The sequence below is a fragment of the Pseudomonas sp. TAE6080 genome (genome assembly GCF_018732265.1).
In the GTDB taxonomy this organism is placed as follows: domain Bacteria; phylum Pseudomonadota; class Gammaproteobacteria; order Pseudomonadales; family Pseudomonadaceae; genus Aquipseudomonas; species Aquipseudomonas brenneri.
The window spans coordinates 12,015-34,325 of record NZ_JAHIDY010000022.1; the positions used below are offsets into that span (position 1 = coordinate 12,015).

At 61.7% G+C, this 22,311-nt stretch carries 14 protein-coding genes; 2 read left to right on the forward strand and 12 right to left on the reverse strand.

The window, feature by feature from the left end:
* Positions 1-293 precede the first annotated feature (293 nt).
* Positions 294-725: a nuclear transport factor 2 family protein gene (locus KL786_RS17130; RefSeq protein ID WP_215518378.1), complete on the forward strand. Its 432-nt coding sequence runs from the start codon at positions 294-296 to the stop codon at positions 723-725.
* Here KL786_RS17130 and KL786_RS17135 read toward each other — a convergent pair.
* The 3 genes from KL786_RS17135 to KL786_RS17145 form a co-directional block, all read right to left on the reverse strand.
* Positions 722-1,657: an alpha/beta fold hydrolase gene (locus tag KL786_RS17135; protein ID WP_215518379.1), complete on the reverse strand. Its 936-nt coding sequence runs from the start codon at positions 1,655-1,657 to the stop codon at positions 722-724. The two genes, KL786_RS17130 and KL786_RS17135, sit on opposite strands and share 4 nt — an antisense overlap.
* 79 nt (positions 1,658-1,736) lie before the next feature.
* On the reverse strand, positions 1,737-3,989 hold the full coding sequence (locus KL786_RS17140) for an ATP-dependent DNA helicase (protein WP_215518380.1): 2,253 nt from the start codon (positions 3,987-3,989) through the stop codon (positions 1,737-1,739).
* The gene (locus KL786_RS17145; RefSeq protein ID WP_215518381.1) at positions 3,986-5,635 is read right to left on the reverse strand and encodes a VRR-NUC domain-containing protein; all 1,650 of its coding nucleotides are present in this window, start codon (positions 5,633-5,635) and stop codon (positions 3,986-3,988) included. The genes KL786_RS17140 and KL786_RS17145 overlap by 4 nt, the downstream gene beginning before the upstream one ends.
* Positions 5,636-5,824: 189 nt before the next feature.
* Here KL786_RS17145 and KL786_RS17150 point away from each other — a divergent pair, with 189 nt between their 5' ends.
* A complete protein-coding gene (locus KL786_RS17150) occupies positions 5,825-6,049 on the forward strand; it encodes a YgdI/YgdR family lipoprotein (RefSeq protein ID WP_032861135.1) in 225 nt (74 codons plus the stop codon).
* 125 nt (positions 6,050-6,174) lie between these two features.
* Here KL786_RS17150 and KL786_RS17155 read toward each other — a convergent pair whose 3' ends face one another.
* The 9 genes from KL786_RS17155 to KL786_RS17195 all read right to left on the reverse strand — a co-directional run bounded on the left by KL786_RS17155 (position 6,175) and on the right by KL786_RS17195 (position 22,304).
* A complete protein-coding gene (locus tag KL786_RS17155) occupies positions 6,175-8,022 on the reverse strand; it encodes a polyurethane esterase (protein ID WP_215518382.1) in 1,848 nt (615 codons plus the stop codon).
* A 102-nt stretch (positions 8,023-8,124) separates the two neighbouring features.
* A complete protein-coding gene (locus tag KL786_RS17160; protein WP_458730132.1) occupies positions 8,125-11,202 on the reverse strand; it encodes an autotransporter outer membrane beta-barrel domain-containing protein in 3,078 nt (1,025 codons plus the stop codon).
* A gap of 85 nt (positions 11,203-11,287) precedes the next feature.
* Positions 11,288-14,212, reverse strand: a complete 2,925-nt coding sequence (eprS, locus tag KL786_RS17165) for an autotransporter serine peptidase EprS (protein WP_215518424.1) — start codon at positions 14,210-14,212, stop codon at positions 11,288-11,290.
* 100 nt (positions 14,213-14,312) lie between these two features.
* Positions 14,313-15,650 (reverse strand): TolC family outer membrane protein, encoded by a 1,338-nt coding sequence (locus tag KL786_RS17170; RefSeq protein ID WP_215518384.1) that lies wholly within the window; start codon positions 15,648-15,650, stop codon positions 14,313-14,315.
* 2 nt (positions 15,651-15,652) lie between these two features.
* Positions 15,653-16,975 carry an HlyD family type I secretion periplasmic adaptor subunit gene (locus KL786_RS17175; RefSeq protein WP_215518385.1) on the reverse strand — a complete coding sequence of 441 codons (1,323 nt, stop codon included), beginning with the start codon at positions 16,973-16,975 and terminating at the stop codon, positions 15,653-15,655.
* Entirely contained in the window at positions 16,972-18,723 is a 1,752-nt protein-coding gene (locus KL786_RS17180) for a type I secretion system permease/ATPase (protein WP_032861145.1), read from the reverse strand. Before KL786_RS17180 ends, KL786_RS17175 begins: the two co-directional genes overlap by 4 nt.
* A gap of 175 nt (positions 18,724-18,898) precedes the next feature.
* Positions 18,899-19,267: an AprI/Inh family metalloprotease inhibitor gene (locus KL786_RS17185; protein ID WP_032861439.1), complete on the reverse strand. Its 369-nt coding sequence runs from the start codon at positions 19,265-19,267 to the stop codon at positions 18,899-18,901.
* A 72-nt stretch (positions 19,268-19,339) separates the two neighbouring features.
* Entirely contained in the window at positions 19,340-20,788 is a 1,449-nt protein-coding gene (locus KL786_RS17190) for a serralysin family metalloprotease (protein WP_032861147.1), read from the reverse strand.
* A gap of 415 nt (positions 20,789-21,203) precedes the next feature.
* The gene (locus KL786_RS17195; protein WP_215518386.1) at positions 21,204-22,304 is read right to left on the reverse strand and encodes a DmpA family aminopeptidase; all 1,101 of its coding nucleotides are present in this window, start codon (positions 22,302-22,304) and stop codon (positions 21,204-21,206) included.
* Positions 22,305-22,311: the final 7 nt, after the last annotated feature.

The following is a 22,311-nucleotide window of genomic DNA, read 5'->3' on the forward strand; positions in this document are numbered from 1 at the left end:
CGCGTTTCTCCAGGCTTCCCGCGTTATCGTTGAACACCTTCGCTGGCAAGCCAGCTCCTACAGGGGGGGATGTGTACTTAGGGCATTTTTGTAGGAGCGAGCTTGCTCGCGAAAAACCCAAGGTCGCCGCGTTTCTCCAGGCTTCCCGCGTTATCGTTGAACACCTTCGCTGGCAAGCCAGCGCCTACAGAGAGGATGTGTATTCAGGGCATATAACTGTCAGTTAGGATCATTGATCCCATCCCACAGCTGCTCTTATGGTTGCTCAACACTCATAAGAACAGGTACAGACCATGTCCGACGCTCTGCAATTATCCGTCCCGGCCGCCCATACCCTAAAGCGCTGGCATACCATGCTGGCCACTGCCAACCTCAAGGCCCTGCCCGAACTACTGGCACCAGATGCAGTATTTCGCTCGCCGATGGCCCATACCCCCTACCCCGGCGCCCCCGTGGTGTCGATGATCCTCAACACTGTGTTTAGCGTGTTTGAAGATTTCCAGTACCACCGTGAGCTGGCCAGCGCCGACGGCCACAACGTGGTGCTGGAGTTCAGCGCGCGAGTGGGCGACAAGCAGCTCAAGGGCATCGACCTGATCCGCTTCAACGAACAAGGGCAGATCATCGAGTTTGAAGTGATGGTCCGCCCCTTGAGCGGGCTCCAGGCCCTTGGCGAGGAAATGGGCCGGCGCCTGGCACCGTTCCTGGCCAAGACCAAGGGCTAACGCTGCAGGAATGCCAGCAGCAGCGTGTTGACCTGCGCGCCCTGCTCCACCTGGATCCAGTGCCCGCAGTTGGCCAGGACATGCTGTTCCAACTGCGGCACCACCTCGGGCATGCGCTTGAGGGTGTGAGCCTCAAACACCCCCACCGGATCGCGGTCGCCGATCAGGAACAGCGTCGGTTGCAGCACCTGCCGGCCCGCCAGGAACTCAGTGCGCTGCCAGTTGCGCTCGAAGTTGCGGTACCAGTTCAACGGCCCGCGAAAGCCATTGGCGAAGGTTTGCACATAGATATCCAGGTCGTGCTGGCTGCACCAGGCCGGCAAGGTGCCCGGCAGCGCGACGCCATCCAGCAAGCTGGCCGTGGCCGGCTTTTGTTGCAGGAACACATCCTGGTCCTGCATGAACAGACGCAAGGTACGCTCGATATCCGCTTCCAACTCCTGCTCCGCCACGCCGGGCTGCTGGAAGTACAGGATGTAGTTGAACCGCTCGGCATACAGCTCACGCATGATCTCGATCACCGGCCTGCGGGAGCGACCGGCGAACGGCACCGACAAGGTGACCAAGGCGCTGATACGCGCAGGTTCCAGCAAGGCCAGGTGCCAGGCAACCACCGCGCCCCAGTCATGGCCGACCATCGCCACCCGCTGATGACCGAACAGGTCCATGGCCTCCTGGATGTCTGCACACAGGGTCAACAGGTCGTAGTCGGCAATCTCGGCAGGCGCGCTGCTGCGCCCATAACCGCGCATTTCTGGCACAAATACGCGATACCCGGCAGCGGCCAGCACGGGTATCTGCTGGCGCCAGGAGTGCCAGCACTCGGGAAAGCCATGGAGCAACCACACGGGTGGGCCGCTTTCGGGGCCTGCGATGTGCAGGCTCAATTGAATGCCGTTGACCTGGATCGTCTGTTGTTCGATAGCACTCATCACGCAGCTCCATGAGGGGATTGCTGCAGACTGCCCCACCGGCGTGGCTCGTGCCAGCATCATTGATGGGGCAAATACCTCAGGTCACCGCCCACCAGCGCGGCAGCAGCGGCCGCACCTTGGGCTCGGCAAAGCGGTCATCGATCAGCATCACCACACCCTGGTCCTGCTGGGTACGAATCACCCGGCCGGCCGCCTGCACCACCTTCTGGATCCCGGGATACAGGTAGGTGTAGTCATAACCGGCACCGAACATCGCACCCATGCGCTGCTTCATCTGCTCGTTGACCGGGTTGACTTGCGCCAGGCCCAGGGTAGCGATAAAGGCGCCAATCAAGCGTGTACCGGGTAGGTCGATACCCTCGCCGAACGCCCCGCCCAGCACCGCAAACCCGACGCCCTGGCTGTGTTGGGTGAACTGGTCGAGGAAGGCCTGGCGCTCGACCTCGGCCATCCCCCGTGATTGATGCCAGGTGGGGATCGAGGGGTGAAGTTGGGCCAGTAATTGCGCGACTTGCTGCTGGTAATCGAAGCTGCTGAAAAATGCCAGGTAGTTGCCGGGCGTACGCTCAAACTGCTGGGCGATCAACGCGACAATAGGCTCCAGGGATGCCTGGCGATGCACGAAGCGCGTGGAGATGCGATCGATGATGCACACCTGCAACTGCGCGGCCTCGAAGGGTGATTCCACGTCAACCCACGCCGTATCTGCCGGTAGCCCCAGCAGGTCGGCATAGTAATGCCGGGGGCTCAGGGTCGCGGAAAACAGCACGCTGCTGCGGGCTGCGGTCAAGCGCGGGCGAATGAATTCGGCCGGCACCACATTGCGTAGGCTCAAGCGCGAGAAGCGGCGCTTGGCCAGCGGGTCGCGCTGGCTGATATCAAAAATAAACTGTTCGTTGAACAGCTCCGCCACCTTGGCGAACTGCAATGCGTCGAAGTAGAAACTTTGCAGTTCGCCATTGAGCGCGTGCGGGTGGTCGTTGAAATACTCACCCATGGCGCTGGTACACAGGGCCAGGGCGTGCAGCAGCTTGTCCGGTTTGCTGGTGTAGGCCTGATACACCGCGACCTGCTCCTTGTGCAGCGCATTCCATTCTCGGTTGAGCCGCTGCAAGGGCTTTTTCAACGGTTCGGGGGCCGTATCACGCAGGGTCTTCAGGGCGAATTGATCAAGATCGGCGCTATACATCGCGCGGCCCCGCTCCACCAGGTTATGGGCTTCGTCCACCAGCACCGCGACCCGCCATTGATTGAGCTGGGCCAGGCCAAACAGCAGCGCGCCAAAATCGAAGTAATAGTTGTAGTCGGCGACCACCATGTCGCACCAGCGCGCCATTTCCTGGCTCAGGTAATAAGGGCAGACATCATGGGCCAACGCCACTTCCCGCAGGTTGCGCTGGTCCAGCAGGCGGACCTTAGAAGCCGCTTCGCGCGCGGCCGGCAATCGATCATAAAAACCCTTGGCCAACGGGCAGGAATCGCCATGACAGGCTTTGTCCAGGTGTTCGCAGGCCTTGTCCCGCGCCACCAGTTCCAGCACGCGCAATGGCAGGTCGGCGCTTGCGTGCAGTACCTGCACCGCGTCCAGGGCCAGTTTGCGGCCGGGGGTCTTGGCCGTCAGGAAGAACAGCTTGTCCAACTGCTGCGGCGCCAGGGCCTTGAGCATCGGGAATACCGTGCCAATGGTCTTGCCGATCCCCGTGGGCGCCTGCGCCATCAGGCAGCGTCCGGTACTGACCGCCTTGTACACCGACTCTGCGAGGGTGCGCTGGCCGAGGCGAAAGCCTGCGTGGGGAAAGGCCAGGGCCTTGGCCGCAGCATCGCGGGCCTGGCGCTGGCGGGCCTGCTGCTCGGCCCAGTCGAGAAACAACACGCATTGCTGATTGAAGAATTTTTCCAGCTCATCCACCGGGTAAACCTGGCTGATTACTGTTTCACGCTCACTGACGATATCGAAGTACACCAGCGCCAGTTCTATCTCGGGCAACCCCAGCTTGCTGCACATCAGCCAGCCGTACACCTTGGCCTGGGCCCAGTGCAGTTGCCGGTGGTTGGCCGGCTGGGCAGCCAGGTCGCCACGGTAGGTCTTGACCTCTTCCAGCACATGGCGATCCGGGTCAAAGCCGTCGGCACGACCACGCACGGTCAGTTGCTGGTAGCACCCTTCCAGCGCGACTTCGCTCTGATAGTGCGCGCTGCGGCGTGACGCCACGGTGCGATGGCCGAGCATGCCTTCCTGGGCGCTGGGCGACGGCGTGAACCGCAGATCAAGGTCACCGACCTTGGCGGTGAACTCGCACAAGGCCCGTACGGCGACGGTGTAGCTCAAGCGTCCTGCTCCGCCCAGCGCACATAACATACGGTGACCGGCATCTGGTGCTCGCCACAGAACTCCAGCCAGCGCAGTTGGTTGTCTTGCAGGCGGTCGCCCGGGCCTTTGACTTCGATCATGCGGTAGGTTTTTTGCGCCGGCCAGAACTGGATCAGGTCTGGCATCCCGGCACGATTGGCGCGGATATCCAGCAACAGGCGCTCGAACCAGTGCCGCAGGTGGTCGGCCGGCAGGCAATCGAGGGCCTGGTCGAGCAGTTCTTCACTCAACACATTCCAGAATACAAAGGGCGACTGGATCCCCCATTTTTCGGCGTAGCGCTGGCGGATCGTGGTTTTGTAGCGCTGGTCGTGCAGTTGGTCCAGGCAAGCAACAAACAGCTCGGCACGCCGCTGCTGGAAGTCCTCACTGTGCAGATCCACCGGCCCACGCTGGAACGGGTGAAAGAACGAACCGGGCAACGGCGCAAAGATCGCCGGCCAGCACAATAGGCCGAACAGCGAGTTGATCAGGGTGTTCTCGACGTAGTGCACCGGCCCCTCCTCATCCCCCAGGTGCGCCTGCACGCAAAACTCCACGCCAGCCACCGGCTCCGGGAATGGCAGTTCCAGGTCCAGGCGCTGGATCACCTGGGGCTTGGGCCTGGGCTGCGCCGGCTCGCCCAGTTTGCGCCGCAACCGCGGCAGCACCCGTAACAGGTGCTGCTGCTCGGCCGCGCTGTGGGGGGCGGCGTGTGCCTGCAGTGCCAGGGCCAGCGCCTGGGCAAAATCCTCCTGGCGCTCCAGCACCCGGATCAGCCGTGCCCGAGCGCCGGGATAGGCACAATCGCGGTAGATCGTTTGCGCCAGGGCCAGTTCGGCGAGGCGTTCGCAATGCTGGCCGACCTGGAACAACAGCTTGGCCCGGCGTTTTTCCAGCCAAGGGTTATCGGTGTTCAGTGTGGCAATCTGCGCCAGTACCTCTTCCAGTGGTGCGCCTGCCTCGAAGGCTTGCTGGCACTGGTGCAGGAACAGCAGGCCAGACACATCGTCACGATGGCGCAACCCACGGGACTCGGCGCAGAACTCGACCTTCTCGTAGGTGTAGATCCCCAGGTCCGCCAGTACAAACTCCGACCAGTCCTGGTACAGATTGCCGAAGAACATCAGGCGCAGGCGGTCACACAGGTCCATCACCGTGAGGCTGTAAAGCCGGTCGTCCAGCGCCGGGCACCATTGGTCGAAGGTGCGCTGCTCTGTGAATTGGCTGGATAACGGCGCCAACCAGTCGGTTTTCTTGCCTTTGGGTTGCTCGATCCAAGGCTTGAACGCCTGCAGGATCTCTGCTTTCTGTAACTGGCCCCACAGCTCGTCAATCGATAACAGCCCCTGCTCACTGACCCAACCTTGCGCCAACAGTGGCTGCACCGCCGCCTCGGCCGCGCCGATTTCCCCATAGTTGAGCTTGCTGGCGCGAAAGTGCACGCCCTTGCGCATCACCATCCGCACCAGCAACGCCTGGGAAGGCTGCGGCAACTGGGCAAACTGCGTCATGAAGCGCTGTTCTTCGGCGTCCAGCAGATCGGCATAGCGCTGCTCCAGCCAGTCGAGCACTTGCTGGAAGTTATGCAGGTAGTAGAACGGCTCTTCGAGGGGATTGGACATCACAGGCACTTGGGCAACTACTGTTTATGCATACAGAGTGCCGTTGCGTGGCGAGTGTTGCAATCGGTAATAGATCAGTGGCGCACGCAACTTTTTGTATAAAAACGATCAGATGGGGGGTGTATCCGCGTAACATTTGTTACCCGCCGCCGTTGAGCACGGGGTTTTCGAAGGATGAAGGTAAGGGTTATGAACATGAAAAACTGTGGCCTGGCGCTGGTTGCAATGACTTTTCTGGTATTGGCCGGCTGCTCGACGCAAACCGTCGTGACCTTGCAAAACGGTACCCAGTACCTGACCAAGGACACGCCGAATGCCAAGACACCGGATGGTTTCTACGAATTTACCGATATCGCGGGCAAGCGTGTACGCGTCAAGGCCGCTGATGTAGCCACCGTACGCGAAGAAAAATAAGAGATTCCCTGTAGGAGCTGGCTTGCCAGCGAAAAACGCCCAGGCACTGCAGTGATCCAGGTGCCCAGCGTTTTCGTTAACGACCATCGCCGGCAAGCCGGCTCCCACAGGGGCAGTGCCTTGCCTCAGGTGATGACGATCCCATCCGCCGACAGGCTGCCAAGCCCTACGCCCACCAACGTCACCGAGTTATCCCCGAACGTCAGCAGCGTATCGCTACCCACCGCCTTGGCATGGTCGAGATAGTTGTACTGCCCATTCACGCCCTCGACACCCATGAACACCAATTTGTCGCTCGACTGGTAGCCCACGATCCGGTCCTGGCCAAAGTCCCCGTCGAACAGAAAGGTATTGCGCCCTCCCCCCGCGGCCAGCAGGTCATTGCCCGCACCGCCCACCAGCACATCATTGCCCTTGCCGCCGATCAGGTGGTCATTGCCGTCCAGGCCAAACAGCCATTTCCCGCCATCGCCCGCCTTGAGCAGATTGGCGTCGGCATCGCCCTTGAGCGACGCGGCGTAGGCCGTCAGGTCCCGGCCCGCCAGCAGACCTTGGTCGGTGACGCTGTGGGTCACATCCTTGTTGAAAAACCACAGGTAGCTTTCCTTGCTGACCACCGCGCCCATATCGCGGGTCATGCTGATGCCGCCTTGTCCGTCGCGGATATACAAAGTGCCTGCGCCATCGTTGGCCACCTCGACGTTTTTCAGCGACTGCTGCAAGTCCAGGGTATTGAACCCCTTGCCGCCCAGCAGGATGTTGTAGCCGCCGCCATCGCGGAAGGTGTCGTTGCCTGCACGGCCTTCCAGATAGTCATTGCCCCGGCCACCCTGGATCAGGTCATCGTTATCGCTGCCGATGATGAACGTGCTGCCCTTGTGGGTCTCGGCATTGCGATTGAGATCCTGCACCCAGGTATTGGCCCGGGCCGGGTCCGACAGGTTGGCGACAATGATGGTCGAGTCGCGCGTGGTCAGGTCATAGAACTTCGACTCAAGGATGCGGCCCATGCCATCGCCATAACCGGTGGGTAAATGGGAGATCCAGGTCGGCAGGTTGAGGATGGAGAACGGCAGGATGTTCCACAGCGTCGAGGCGTAATGGTCGTTGAAGCTGACGATGTTATCGGCGCTGGATGCGTGCGGTTGGTCGTGCACCCCAAGGGACGACAGGTTGAACGACGAACCGTCGAGCGCCCGATACACCGGGTCGTTCTCATAGCCGATGTTCAGCACCTTGTCGCCACTGCTCTGGGTCGGCGAGGCATAGGCCACGTAGTTGGCGTCCTTGTAGAAACCCGCCCAGGTATTGTTGCTCAAGTCCGCCATGCTGTTGACCGCCAGGCCACCCAGGCTATGGCCACTGACCAGTACATCCTGGCCACTCAGGCCTTGGGCGCTGGCATACGCGGCGACCTTGCCCAGCAAATCGCCAAACGCTTGGCCCGCGTAGTTTTTGGCATAATCCGCAGGGCCGAAAGCGGCCAGCAAGTCATTGATCACATCGCCGATTGAATCAAGGATCAGGTTCTCCCTGGGCCCTGAAGTCCCACGAAAAGCGATGCCGATTTCCAGCAGTTTGCCGGCGTCATCGTATTTGCCCAGCACCTCGACCTGGGCGCTGGTGTAGCCGGCTTTCTCGCCAAAGAACGTGCCCCGGACATCGACCTTGCCGCCATAGTCGAGGGTGCTCGCACTGATGGGCGTCCAGCCGGCCTTTTGCACCGCATCCAGGGCAGCCTTTTCCGAGTCGGGGTTCCACGGGATACCCGGGATCACACCTTGGGAGGTGCCGCTGCCTATCAATGCCTGCACCAGGGTGGCCGGCAACCCCAGGCCGAAGCCGTATTGCTGGTACCCCGCGGCAAAGCCGTTATCCAGGTTGTGGTAGGAATACAACGTGATCGCCATAGCATCGGCGAACAGTGCTTTGGAATCCTCGGTCGTGAGGTTTTTGTAGTCATAGACACCCATGGTATTGCCTCTCTTTTGTTGGAATTGTCGAGAAAGCCAAAACAGTTGGAATGCTGTAACTGTGGGAGCAAGCCCGCTCCCACAGTTTTCGATCTTCAGCGTTTAAAAGGCCCAGTCGAGGCTCAAGCCCACGCCGTGGATTTTCTCCTTGCTGGCCAGCAGGCCGTTGTAGTCAAAGTTCAGCCGCGCCTCCTTGCTCAGCGCCAGGCTGGCGCGTGCGCCCACCAAGGCGGCATCACGCACCATCGGCGAACTCTCCACTGCAAACGAGGTGCCGCCCGAAGCAAACGCCAGGTGACGTTCGGAGTCGGTGGAGCTGAGGTTGTGCTGCCAGCCCAGGGTGCCGGAAACGTCCAGTGCCTGATGGTCGGTGAGGTTGAAGGTCTTCAAGGCCCGTACCCCGAGGGTGCTGAGGACCAGGTCGCGCGTGTCATCGCCGCCCTTGAGCGCAGCGGCGTCGCCTTTCTCGCTGAACCCATCGCTGTCCAGGTGCACATAGGCCAGGTTGGCGAACGGCTCCAGTGCCAGCGGTTGCAGGTTCAAGCGGTAAGCCGCTTCGGTGAAGACCTGGGTGCTGCGGGCATCGACCTTGGCTTTTTGCTTGCCGGCAACCTCGCCGTATTGCAATTCACGCTTCACATCGGCGCGATGCCAGCTGTAGGTCGCCCCACCGCTCAGACGCCAGGCACCGATTTCGTGACCGGCATAGGCGCCAAAGTGGTAGCTGTCCACTGATGCCCGCGAGTGGGTGCCATCGCCCATGTTCAGCGACGTGTCGCTGTAGCCGGCAACCAGTCCCAGGCGCGTGTCTTCATCCAGCGCCCCGTCCACACCGGCCAGCAGGCCGCCGATGGAGGTGGTGTAGCCCGCCGTGTCGCTGCTGCTGTCGGTTTTACCCCAGGCGCCGAGGGCCTTGACCCAGACGTTGCCACGCGTGTCGATGGTCTGTGGCGAGGTGCCCATTTCCCCCTGCTGCAGGCGCTCGCCCACCGCTTCACGCAGGTAGCGGTTGTCATTGACCAGCGCGGTTTCCAGGGCCGGGTAGATTTCCCCCGACAGCTGTTGGAACGCACCTTGCGCCGAAGCCGCACTCGGCGCCAGCAACAGGCTTTCATAGACACCGTTACCAGCGCCCAGCTGCTCGGCAGCGGCCGCCACGGCGCGTTGGTTATCGGTCACTGCCACGCTGGCGAAGCTGTTGGCCGTGCGCGCGACATCCAATTGCACACCATTGGCGCCATAGCTCAGGTTGCCGCCAACAAACAGGTAGTTGGGCAATACCTGGGCGAAGCTGCCGGTAATTCCCCCGGCCGCCTGCAAGATGTTGTACTGGCGGCCGATCAGGCTTTGGGCTTCAGGCTGGCTGAGCAGGGTCGGGCTGTTCTCCAGGGCCAGGGTCACGGTGCCGCCGTTGAGGGTCGCCTTGCCGCCGGCGACGATGCGGTCACTGCTGGTGTTCGACAGCTCTACCGCATAGGTGGAACCTGCATCGAAGTTGACGTCACCAGCCACGTTCAAGGTGCCGATGGAATTGCCCGGGGCCACGGTACCGCCGCTTTTCGTCGTCAGCGCGCCGATGCTGCCGGAACCGCCCAGCACCCCGCTGTTGCTGACCGTAACCTGCGATGCCAGCGAGCCATTGACCGCCAACAGCCCTTGATTGACCAGGGTCGGCCCGCTGTAGGTGTTGTTGCCGGTCAGGACCAGCGTGCCGATGCCCTGTTTGGTCAGGCCGCCGTGACCGGAAATGTCGTTGCTCCACACATCCCGCCCGCAGTGCACATCGTTGCACACACGCTCGGTGGGTTTGCCTGCGTCGACCACTGCCCCAACCCCCGGCAAGTCCGCGACAAACTGGCCGCTGCCATAGCCGCCGTCGATGCGAAACTCGGCCGGAATGTCCTCGGCAGTGATGAACATCCCCGGCCCGCTGACCGCCTTGCCCAGGTTGATCATGCCCCAGCCGTACAACGAGTCGATGCCCGCTGCGCCAAGGTCGGTGGCCGTGGTTTTGAGCAGCGTGGAAATCTGCTCGCCGCTCATATACGGGAACCGCTCCATCAACACGGCGGCGGCGCCAGCCACGTGGGGGGCGGCCATTGAGGTGCCGTTTTTGTTGTTCCAGCCCAGGGTCATGTTATCGACCGTAGTGCCTACCATCACCGAGCTGTAAATCGCGGTGCCCGGTGCCGACACACAGAAGCTGGCGGCATAACCGCAGCGCGACGAGAAGGTGCTGATCACATAAGGGTTGGGGCTGCTGGTGTCCGGGTTGCGTTGCAACGCCGCCACTGACAACCAGTTGGGCGCGATCTCCGGCACAAAATAGGCCAGGCCAGAGATTGCATCGGGGTTGTTCAGGTTGTAGTCGTTACCGGCGGCAAAGATCGTCAGCACTCCGCTGCGCGCCGCATTGATCGCCCCCGTATAGGCGCCACCGGGTGCCGTGCCCAGCAACGGCTTGATCTGGTCGAACTGGGCCTGTGCATCGCTGAGGCTGAAATGAGGGAACGCTGGATCCTTGCCGCCCTTGGCAAATTGATCACCGATGCCGATGCCCCAACTGTTGTTGATGATGCGCGCGCCATGGGCCACCAGGCTGTCCCAGCCGGCCTGGTACACCGCACCGTCGTTGCCCAGGATGATCCCGTCTTCGGGCCCTGGGTCGCCGTTCTCGGCGCTGAGGATCTGCGCGTTGTACGCCACGCCATGCATCGGCCCACCGTTACGGTCACCGGCAGCAATACCGCCGACATGGGTGCCGTGGTCACCCAGCTTGCCGTTGGAGCCCAGGGACGGCGTGCCGTCGTAGCGGAACGCGTCACCGGCCTTCACCGGGATATACGGGTCGGTGTATTGGCGGATGCCTTCGGTGACCAGCACCTGCACCTTGCCAGGGCTGGAAAACTCCGGGTGCTGGGCATACACCGGCTGGTCGAAAATCCCCAGCTTCACGCCCTTGCCGCTATAGCCGGCGGCATAGGCCACATCGGCGTTGACCGCGCCCAGGCCCCAATCAGCCTTGAACTCACTGCTGCGCCAACTGGCGGCATCCCCCAGCTTGCCGGTTTCCACGTAGGGTGCGGCCTGGGCGGTACCCAGGCTGGCCAGGCAACACAGCAACGCGCCGTATGGCACGCAGCTCAGGGCCTTGAGCGGGTAGCCCGGGCCTGTTGGGATGGCGGAGTGAAACCCTCGTTGTTTTACGTTCACGGTGACCTTCCTTAGTTTTGTTGCGTTTGTTGTTCTTTTTGTTGGAGCCGATTCAGAACTGCCAATCGAGGCTCAAGCCCACGCCTTGGTTCTTCTCCCTGGAAGCCAATTGGCCGCTGTAGTCGAGGTTGATCCGCGTCGCCGCGTTCAACGCCAGGCTGGCCTTCAACCCCACCAGTGCGGCGTCGCGTTGCAACGGTGTACTGCGCACGGCGAACGATGGACCGCCGGCAACAAAGGCCAGGTGCTCCTCGGATTCCACCGGCGACAGGCTGTGCTGCCAGCCCAGGGAAGCGGAAAGCTCCAGTTGCTGCTGGTCATTGAGCGCCAGGGTTTTGAGGGCACGCAGGCCTAGGGTGCCGAGGGTCGCGTCACGGCGATCACCGCCGCGTTGCAGGGCTGCGCCATCACCTTTTTCATGGAAACGTTCGCTGTCCAGGTGCACATAGGCCAGGTTGGCAAACGGCTCCAGGGCCAGCGCTTGCAGGTTCAAGCGGTAGGCCGCTTCGGTGAATACCTGGAGGCTGCGCGCATCCAACTTGGCCTTTTGTTTGCCGCTGACGTCGCCGTATTGCAGGTCGCGCTGCACATCACCGCGATGCCAGCTGTAGGCGCCGCCTGCACTGAGGCGCCAGTTACCCAGCTCGCGCCCGGCATAAGTACCCAGGTGATAACTGTCGACATCGGCCGACGAGTGCGTGCCATCGCCCATGTTCAGCGAGCTGTCGCTATAACCCGCCATCACGCCCACGCGGGTCTGTTCGTCCAACTGGCCATCAACCCCGAGCAACATCCCGCCGATCGAACGGGTGTAACCGGCATATTCGCTGCGGCTGTCGGCCTTGCCCCAGGCACCGAGGGCCTTGATCCAGAGGTTGCTTTCGCCCGTGGCCGGCACATGGCGCAGGCGCTCACCGACCGCATCGCGCACATGGCGGCTGTCATTGATCAACATCGCGCCAACCGCCGGGTAGATTTCACCGGACAACTGCTGGAAGGCCTGGCGGGCAACCACCGTAGAGTCGGCACTCAGCACGCTTTCATACACCGGGTTGCCGGCCCCCAACTGCTCGGCAGCGGCGGCCACGGCGCGCTGGTTGCGCGTCGCTGCGACGCTGGCAAAGCTCGCGTCATTGCGGGCAATCGCCAGTTGCACACCGTTGGCCGCGTAATCGAGGTTGCCCCCCAGGAACAGGTAGTTGGGCAAGACCTCACCAAAACTGCCGGTAATCCCGCCTGCCGCCTGCAAGATGGTGTACTGGCGGCCGATCAGGCTTTGCGCCTGGGGCTGGCTGAGCAGGGTCGGGCTGTTTTCCAGGGCCAGGGTCACTGTGCCGCCATTGAGGGTGGCCTGGCCGCCCGCGACGATCCGGTCACTGCTGCTGTCCGACAGCTCCACGGCATAGGTGGAGCCTGCTTCGAAACGCACATCCCCGGCCACGTTCAAGGTACCGATGGAGTTGCCCGGCGCCACCGTAGCGCCGCTGTTGGCGAGCAGCGCACCGACGCGCCCGGCACCGCCAAGGGTGCCACCCTTGTTGACCGTGACCTGCGAGACCAGAGAACCATCGACCTTCAACACGCCGGCATTGACTGTGGTCGGGCCGCGATAAGTGCTGTCACCGCTGAGCACCAGGCTCCCGGCGCCGGACTTGATCAGGCTGCCTTGATAGACACGCAGGGAAGCCGCCGCATCGCGGGCCATGCCCACGGCATAGTCGGTCTGTTCCTGCTGGCTGGCATTGGCACCCAGGCCATTTTCCCAGCCCCTGTCCTTCAAGGTCTGCTGCCATGCCAGGTGCTCGGCGCTGTCTTCGGCCTGACGCTGCAGCAGCGCCTTGTCCGAGATGCCATTGCTCCATACATCGCCCTGCCCGGCCGCCAGATTGACGTCCATCGCCCCAAGCAACTGCCCTGGCCCGTGCATCGCCCGATCCAGGTCCGGCACGCCCCAGCCGACCTTGGTGGTTGGCGCCTCGGTCACGGAACCATCCAGTTGCGTGGCAGTGGTCAGCAGCACTTGCAGGGCCTGTTCATTGTTCAGGTACGGGTAGCGCTCCATCACCAGCGCCAAGGCGCCCGTGGCATGGGGCGCCGACATAGAGGTGCCGGATTTCACGGCGTAACCACCGCCGGGAATGGTGCTGTCGATCTTTGCGCCGGGGGTGGAAATGCACCAGTACTTTGCAATGCCACACTGGTTATATTTCTGGTTGTTCGCCTGGTCCAACCCCGACACCGCCAGCCAGTGGCCTTCCAACTCCGGTTCAAAGTATGGCAAGGCCGAACGCACGCTGGCGTTGGCATAGCCGCTGTTACCGGCGCTGAACACATTGATCACCCCGGCCCGGGCCACATCGGCGGCGGCATCCAGCCACGTGCCCTGGTTGAAGTGTTGCGCGTAGGCGGCGTGCAGACCGGCCAGGGTCTGATAGCTGACATCCTTGGGTTGGCTGCCCCAACTGTTGTTGATCGCCCGCACTCCGGAGTCGACCATGGCGCTGTACACCGCCTTGAAATATTTGGGGTCGGGTGTTGGGCCAAACAGGAAGCTGTCGTTGGCGTTGGTATTGCCCACATAGATCTGCGCGTTGTAGGCCACGCCATGCATGCCGTTGCCGTCACGGGCCGCGCCCATGGTGCCGGTGACGTGGGTGCCGTGGGAGTCGTTGTTGGGGTTCAGTGCGCCAGTGGTGGAGAACGGGCTGCCATCTACATAAGTACCGCTGGCGGTCACTGGGCGAAAGCGCTCCGGGGAAGCCTCCGGATGGCTGGCATCGAAGCCCGAGTCCAGCGCACCGATCTTGACCCCGGCACCGCTGATTCCCGCGGCATAGGCTTGATCGGCCTGCATACGCCCCAGGCCCCAGTCCCGCTGGAACTCGGCCGAACGCCAACTGGCGGGGTCGCCCAACTTACCGGTTTCCACATAGGGGGCGGCCTGGGCGGTCCCCAGGCTGGCCAGCCCACACAGCATCACGCAGTGATAGCCTCGTTGCTTTACGTTCACGGTGACCTTCCTCTTTTTATTGTGTTTGTTACCCCCAGTAGGCACCGGCTTACCGGCCCCTACAGGGTCAGCGTTGGGCTGGGCCGAAGGCTTCGTCGACCTTGGCCAGGTCGGTGTCGCGCAGGCTGCCCGCGTAGTAATGCAATTTGGTCCAGGCCATCAGGTAGTCGTAACGGGCCTGGGCCAGGTCGCGACGGGTGCTGTACAGCTGCTGTTCGGCGTTGAGGGCATCGAGGTTGACGCGCTCGCCGCCAAGGATGCTTTGCTGGGTCGACACCACCAGCGCTTCGGCGGAGGCCAGGGCCTTTTGATAGGCGCGCAGCTTGCTCACACCGGACAGGCAGGCGCTGAACTGGCGGCGCAATTCGATCAGCGTTTCGCGGGTCTTGCCCTCCAATTCGTACTCGGCCTGTTCCATGGAGCGGGCAGCCTGGCGAGTGGACGCCGAGATGCCGCCACCGGCATACAGCGGCATGCTGACTTCAATGCCGATGGTGTTGGTGTCGTAGCGCTGGTTGTAGGTGTTACTGCTGTCGGACTCTTGCTGGCGCGAGCTGGCGTAGGCTGTCACCCGTGGCAGGTGCCCGGCACGGTTGCGCTCCACTTCATAACGCGCCACTTCCACGGCCTGGCGCTGGGAGGCCAGTGTCGGGTTGTTGGTGATTGCCAGCTCATGCCAACTGTCGTAGTTGGCAGGTGTCAGGGTGAAGGCGGCAAAGTCCTGGTTCAACGGTGCCAGGTCGGCGATATCGACGCTGTGCACGCCGAGCAATGCCCCCAATTCGCGCAGCGATGCATCCTGCTCATCCAGGGCCTGGATCTCTTCGGCGGTGGCCAGCTCATAACGCGACTCCGCCTCCAGGATGTCGGTGCGCGTGCCTTCGCCTTGCTGGAACAGGTGCTGGTTCTGCTGGAACTGCTGCTCGAACGCCTTCTTCTTGGCCCGGGCAATCTCGATCTGGTCCTGGGCGAACAGGGCCTGGGTGTAATAGGTCAGTACCCGCACCAACAGCGCCTGGCTCTTGTCGCGGAAACTCTCGTCGGCAAACAGCGCCTGGGCCACGCCCTTGCGGTAGTTGGCATAGGCTTCGTAGTCGAACAGCGGCTGTTGCAGGGTGAAGGTCGAGCCGAAGCTGTTGTAGTTGCGGTCGTCGTGATAATGACCACCACGGCCATCGGGCAGGTTGGCCTGGGAGTTGTTGCGGCCCTTGTTGTAGTTGTAGGACAGCCGGGGCAGCAGGCCGGCGCGGCCGATGGTGCGGTTTTCCAGGCCGGCGTCACGCTCCTTGATCGCGCCGAGGAATACCGGATCATTACGCAGGGCCTGCTCATACACATCAAACGGTCCCATGGCGGCCTGGGCGCTGCTGCACGCGAGCAGCAAGGCGATGAACACTGGTTTCATGCTCATTCCTCGGTCAACGCCGAGCCGGCACGATCGAGCAGCGGCTTGAACAAATAATTGAGCAACGAACGCTCGCCGGTACGCACAAACATCTCGGCGGGCATGCCGGGCTTGATCACCAGGCCGTGGAGTTTTTCCAGGGCGTCGTCGCTGACTGTGGTGCGCAGCACGTAATACGGCGCCCCGGTCTTTTCGTCGAGCATCTGGTCGGCAGAGATCAGGCTCACTTCCCCCGGCACCCGTGGCGTACGGCTCTGGTTGAAAGCGGTGAACAGAATGTCCACCGGCAGATGAGTGCCGACCTTGTCCACCAGGTTCACCGGCAGGCGCCCCTCCACTTCCAGGCGCGTGCCCTGGGGCACGATTTCCAGCAGGGTTTCCCCGGCCCGCACCACGGCACCTTCGGTGTGTACGCCGAGGTTGACGGCAATGCCATCGGCTGGGGCGTTGATTTCACTGTGTTGCAGGTCGAAACCGGCCGATGTCAGTTGTTGCTCCAGGGTCAGGCTGCGCAGTTGCGCGTCGGCCAACTGGCTGCGGACTTCCTTTTGATACTCCTCGCTGTGCTGCTGCAACTTGAGGCGTGATTCGAGAATGCCTTGCTCGATACGCCCGCTTTCACCGGTGTTCTGCGCCAGGTCCTGCTGCACCTGGGACAGTTGGCGCTGGTACTCCAGCAAGCGGTTGCGCGGGATGTAGCCATTGTCGGCCAACGGTTGCAGGTTGCTCAGTTGGTCACGCAGCGATTGCGCCTGGGCGTTCAAGTCCGTGCGCGCACGGCGCATACCATTGAGCTGGGCGCTGGCGCCTTCGATACTGGCGCGGATCCCGGCCTGTTCGCGGGCAAAGGCCTCACGCCGGCTGCTGAACAACTGGCGCTGGCCCTCCAGCACCAAGGCCAGCGCAGGATCGGGGCTAGCGCTCAGTTCGGCGGGAAACATCACCGAAGGCAAGCTGTCGCGCTCGCTCTGCCAGCGGGCAACACTGGCCCAAGCCATGCGGTACTGGGCTTGCAGGGAATGCACGTCGGCCTGGCTTTGGGTCTGGTCGAGGCGAAACAACGGCTGGCCTTGCTTGACCACCTCGCCTTCGCGCACCAGGATCCGGCTGACCACGCCTGGGCTCAGGGTTTGCACGGCCTTGCGTTTGCCGGACACCACCACCGTACCCTGCACAGGAATGCCTTGGTCCAGGGGCGCCAGGCTGGCCCAGAGGAAGAACCCGCCGGCACCGACCACCGTCATCAGCCAGCCCAGGCGGGAGAAAAAACGCGCATCGCGCTCGGGAAAGATCTGTTCGTTTGGCAGGCTGTTATCGGTGCTCATTGGCCTGGATTCCTTGCCGCAGGGTATTGACGGTTGAGGCTGACGCCGGCCTTTTCACGGGGTTGTTCCGGTTGCCCGGACAGCGCTCGCAGCACCTCCTGGCTGGGGCCGAACGCTTGCAGTCGGCCCTCGTTGAGCACCAGCAGTTTGTCGGCCTGGGCCAGCGCCGAAGAGCGGTGGGTCACCAGGATCACGCTGCTGCCCTGGGCTTTCATCTGCATGATGGCGCTGGCCAAAGCGGCCTCGCCCACGGTATCGAGGTTGGAGTTGGGTTCGTCGAGCACGATCAGGCGCGGCCCGCCATACAGGGCGCGGGCCAGGGCCACCCGTTGTTTCTGCCCGCCGGACAGGCCGCTGCCGTCGTCGCCCAAGACCGTGTCGTAGCCCTGGGGCAAGCGCAGGATCAAGTCATGCACACCGGCTTGCTGGGCAGCCTGCACCACCTGCTCGGGGTCAGCCTGGCGAAAGCGTGCGATGTTATCGGCGATGCTGCCGCTGAACAGTTCGATGTCCTGGGGCAAGTAACCGACGTGCGGACCGAGGTCGTCGCGGTCCCAGCGATGAATGTCGGCGCCGTCCAGGCGCACCGTGCCAGCCAGGGTCGGCCATACGCCCACCAGCACCCGCGCCAGGGTCGACTTGCCGGAGCCGGAGGCCCCCAGCACACCCAGGACTTCGCCGGCCGCCAGGTTGAAACTGACCTGATGCAAGGTCGCCACCCGCCGCCCCGGAGGCCCGGCACTAACCTGCTCGAAACTCACCTGCCCCTTGGGCGCCGGCAATGCCATGGCCTGCGCCCCGGGCGGGAACTCCTGCAACAGCTCATCCAGGCGCTGGTAGGCCAGCTTGGCCGAGCTCCATTGCTTCCACACCGCGATCAACTGGTCGATCGGGCTGAGCACTCGGCCCATCAGAATGGTCCCGGCGATCATCATCCCGGCGGTCATCTGGCCCTTGATCACCAACAAGGCACCGAGCCCCAACACCAAAGATTGCAGGAGCAGGCGCAGGGATTTGCTCAGGGAGCTGATCACCGAACCGGTGTCGCTGGCCTGGTTCTGCAAGCCGAGGAACCGTGAATGCACCTGGAACCAACGGCTGCGCAACGCCCCAAGCATGCCCATGGCCTGGATGGTCTCGGCATTGTGCAAGTGACTGGTGGCCAATTGGGTGGACTGCTGGGAATAACCGCTGGCTTCGCGCAACGGTTTTTTGGTCAGGTATTCATTGAGGCAAGCCAAAGCGATCAACAACACTGCGCCCGCCGTGGCCAACACCCCGAGCCACACGTTGAACAGGAAGATCACCAGCAAGTAGATGGGGAACCACGGCGCATCAAAGAAGGCAAACAGCGCAGGCCCCGTGAGGAACTGGCGAATATGGGTCAAATCCCCCAGGGATTGCCCGGCGTGGCCTTCGCCACGTTGCAGGTTGCGCTCGAAAGCAGCCTTGTACACCTGCAGGTTGAACCGTCGCTCCAACTGGCTGCCGATGCGGATCACGATAAAGCTGCGCACCACTTCCAGGGTGCCGATAAAGGCAAAGAAGCCCACCACCATCAGGGTCAGCATGACCAGGGTGGTTTCGTTCTGTGATGACAGTACCCGGTCATAGACTTGCAACATATAAATGGACGGCACCAGCATCAGCAGGTTAATCAACGCCGTAAAACAGCCGACGCTGATCAGGATACTTTTATAAGCGCCAAGGGCCTTAAACAAGGGTGCGGCAGGAGTGGTCTTCGCCATGTTGCTTGATCTTCCCCGGGGCTGAAATACACACAGCAGTTTGCCCGGCGCGCCATAATGGGGCAGGCAACTACTTCAATTATGCTTAGTTCATCAAAAATGACAGATAGACGACTGTCACTTTCAATAAATGACTCTGCGGTCAGTGGTTATAACGATATAACCATTTGTTCAATTATTGTGTGCGCTGCAATATCAAGGCGAGTCCGGACTTGGAAGTCACCGTATATTCACCGTCTTTCTGCCGGCTCAAATGGGCAATACCCGTCCCCTCGGCATTTATCAGCAGTATTCCATCTGGCGTGGGCAGCCATGTCTGGGGTTTTTCTCCCAGCCACTGTTGCGCACACTGCACATCCCCTTTGAGGCCGTTGGGCTGGGCAATCAGATCCAGCTCGCAGACCTGCTCCTGCTGTCGCAGCTGCCAATGGCCGGCCAGTTGCGTGGTGCTGGGTAAAACAAGACTGCTTGCCATTGCGTGGGCTCCTGCCGACACCAGCAATGCCGGGATCAACCAGGCGATTGCGTTGCGAAAAATAGTCATCACCATTACCCGTTCACGGGGTTGTTGCAAGCAAAGAGCAGCGCCAGGGCGCCGCCCTTCGTTAAGCCTTGATCAAGCCACGATGTCGCTGTAGGCCGCCTGGCCCACGGTGGTGACGAGGAAGTCCGCCACACCGTGCCCAGAGAAGTCCACCGCCAACGTGCCCAGGTTGGTACCCGAGGCGTAGGTCAGCACGGCATCACCGGCGCTGCCTGTGAAGGCGTTGACGAAATTCAGACCGCTCCCCTGGGTGATACCGGTCAGGTCGATCTTATCCGAACCCGAGGTGAAGTCGAGGATCTGATCCGCTGCACCTGGCTTGGAATCGGAACTGGCACCGAACACAAAGGTGTCCGAACCCGCACCGCCCCACAGTTTGTCAGCACCGCCGCCACCGTAGATCAGGTCATTGCCGGCACCACCCTTGAGGGTGTTGGCCGCCGCATTACCGATCAGCAGGTCGTTGCCCGAGCCACCGAAGGCGTTTTCCACGGTCACGCCCTGGGCGATCGACACGTTACCCACCAGGCCGCCCACGTCAGAGAACGAGGTCTCGTTGAGGTTGATTTTCTGGTTCTGGGTAAAGCCGGAGAAGTCCAGGGTGTCATTGCCACCGCCGTCCCACACCGAGAACACCAGCTTGTCGGCATTGGACGTGGCACTGAGGTGATCGCGCCCGGTGTTGGAGTTGAACCCGTAGGTGGTATCACCGGCACGGGTGTTGTAGTTGGCACCGTAGAGCTTCTGGATCGCCGCAATATCGTCGATCAGCGGGCCGGAGGCATAGGCCTCTACCCCACCCTTGGTGAAGTTCTGGTTGGTGTTGAACTCACTCCAGTAGCTCATGACGCTGTAGCCACGGGTGTCCTGGCCGTAGTCCGCGTCTTTGTAAGACGGGTTGCCGGTCCCGGCGTTGTAGTCGCCAGGGTGATCCAGGCCCAGGGTGTGGCCGATTTCGTGAGTCAGGGTCTGGCGTCCGTAGTTGTTCAGGCCAGGGTTGATGTTATCGGTGTAGCCTCGGTTGATCAGGTACCAGGAAGTGCCATCCGTGCCACTGGTGTTGTACTTCTCATTGGTGCCCGGCAGATAGGCAAAAGCCGCGGCGCCATCCTGGCCCGCGCTGTAGTTGCCGAAGGTCATGTGGAAGTCGCCGCCCGAGGCTTTCTCGGTGAAGGTGACATTGGCCACATCAGCCCAGGATTGCATGGCCAGCACGGCCTGGCCTTTTTGCAGGTTGCTGAACTGGCTGAACCCGGAGATACCATGCTTGTTCATGGTCGCCGAGGAGGCCGAAGTCAGGAAGGTGTAGGTAAGATCGATCCTGCCGTTGCCGTCAACGTCCCGGTAGGCCGCGTTTTCGCGCAGCAAATGGTCCGCTGCCTGGTCGACAGAGAACGACGGTTTGCCATTGACCGTGAGATTGCCGCCACGGTCATACAAATGGCTAAAGCTATCGATCTGTGAATAGGCACTACTTGCTTGAGCTGCCGAGACAATAGCTTTGTCTTTTACTTTCGACATAAACGTACTTCCTTGTTTGCAAGTGGAACAGTTTTTGTCCGATAGCGACGCTCTCCGGCGAGAGCGTCCTATCACTCGCCTCTTATGAAGGCGAAAGAAAACTGACACAATTTGAAATCAGACGTCCAGCACTTTTTTTGCCAGGAAAGTGCGCAGAACGAATAATGCCTGCAAACATTGGGAAATACGTCTTTCTATCCTGCGTAATGAGCAGCGCGACGCAAGTCCGGCTATTTAAATATTAAATAATGCTAAACAGTTAAATGCCAGACAGGTCACATTTCAATATTGAATGGATCCAATATATTGAGTGGGGTGCACTTTTAAAGTGCCACCGTGTCATTGTAAATATTAAACGGCCATTGTTTTATTATTATTGACAGCTTGCTAATACGTCGATGATTCGCTGGCGATTTCAAGGTCGTTGCCAACCGGTCTGGTGCAGCGCTTCGAGCAACGTCTGCCCATCCAAACCCGGCACCAGAACACCTTCGGCAGTGGTCATGTCCTCCCCTGCGAGGATCGCGTTGATGATGGCTTCTTCCACCGCCTCCGCCGCAGCACTGAACAACGGCGAAATATGATCGTTATTGACCATGTTCAGTGCCGTGCTGAGCGGTAAATCCTTGCGCCCGTAATCTGCCGCCGGCAGGTCCTGGTTGCCGGTGGCAAACGCCAGGAACAGATCGCCACTGGAATCCTCGGTGCCGCCGCCGGTGCGCGCGATACCGATGGAGGCGCGTTGCGCCAGGCGCTGGCACTGGTGGGGCAATAACGGTGCGTCGGTAGCGATAATCACCACGATGGAGCCCATGCCCGGGGTGCCACGATTGGCAAATGGCGAGGCAATTTCCATCAAGTGTCGCCCCACCGGATAGCCATCGACCCGTAGTTCCTGGCGCTTGCCGTGGTTGGCCTGCACCAGCACGCCAACGGTCCAGCCGCCCTGCTCCCCTGGCAACTTGCGCGAGGCGCTGCCAATGCCGCCCTTGAACTCATGGCAAATCATCCCAGTGCCGCCACCCACGGCGCCTTCCTGCACCGGGCCCGATTCTGCATTGGCCATGGCCTGGAGCACATGCTCCGGGCCGATGTGCTGGCCCCAGATATCGTTGAGCAGGCCGTCATAGGTTTCCATCACCACCGGCATGCACCAGTACACCGCCGGGTCAGCCAGGCTGTCGCGCTCCAGGGCGATCAAGGTGTCGCGCACAATACCGATACTGTGGGTATTGGTGATCGCCAGGGGCGTGGTCAACAGCCCGGCTTCGCCGATCCACTCAAGGCCGGTGGCGTCGCCGTTGCCATTGAGCACGTGATACCCGGCAAAACACGGCTGCAGGCGCGCAGCACCGGCCCGCGGCTGGATCAGCGTGACCCCGGTGCGCACCTGCTTGCCATCGATCTGCGCCTTGACCGTGCTGTGACCGACCCGAACCCCAGGGACATCGGTAATCGCATTCAATTCGCCGGGTATCCCCAGCCCCAACGTAATGCCCAATTGACGTGCGCGCATAACCACT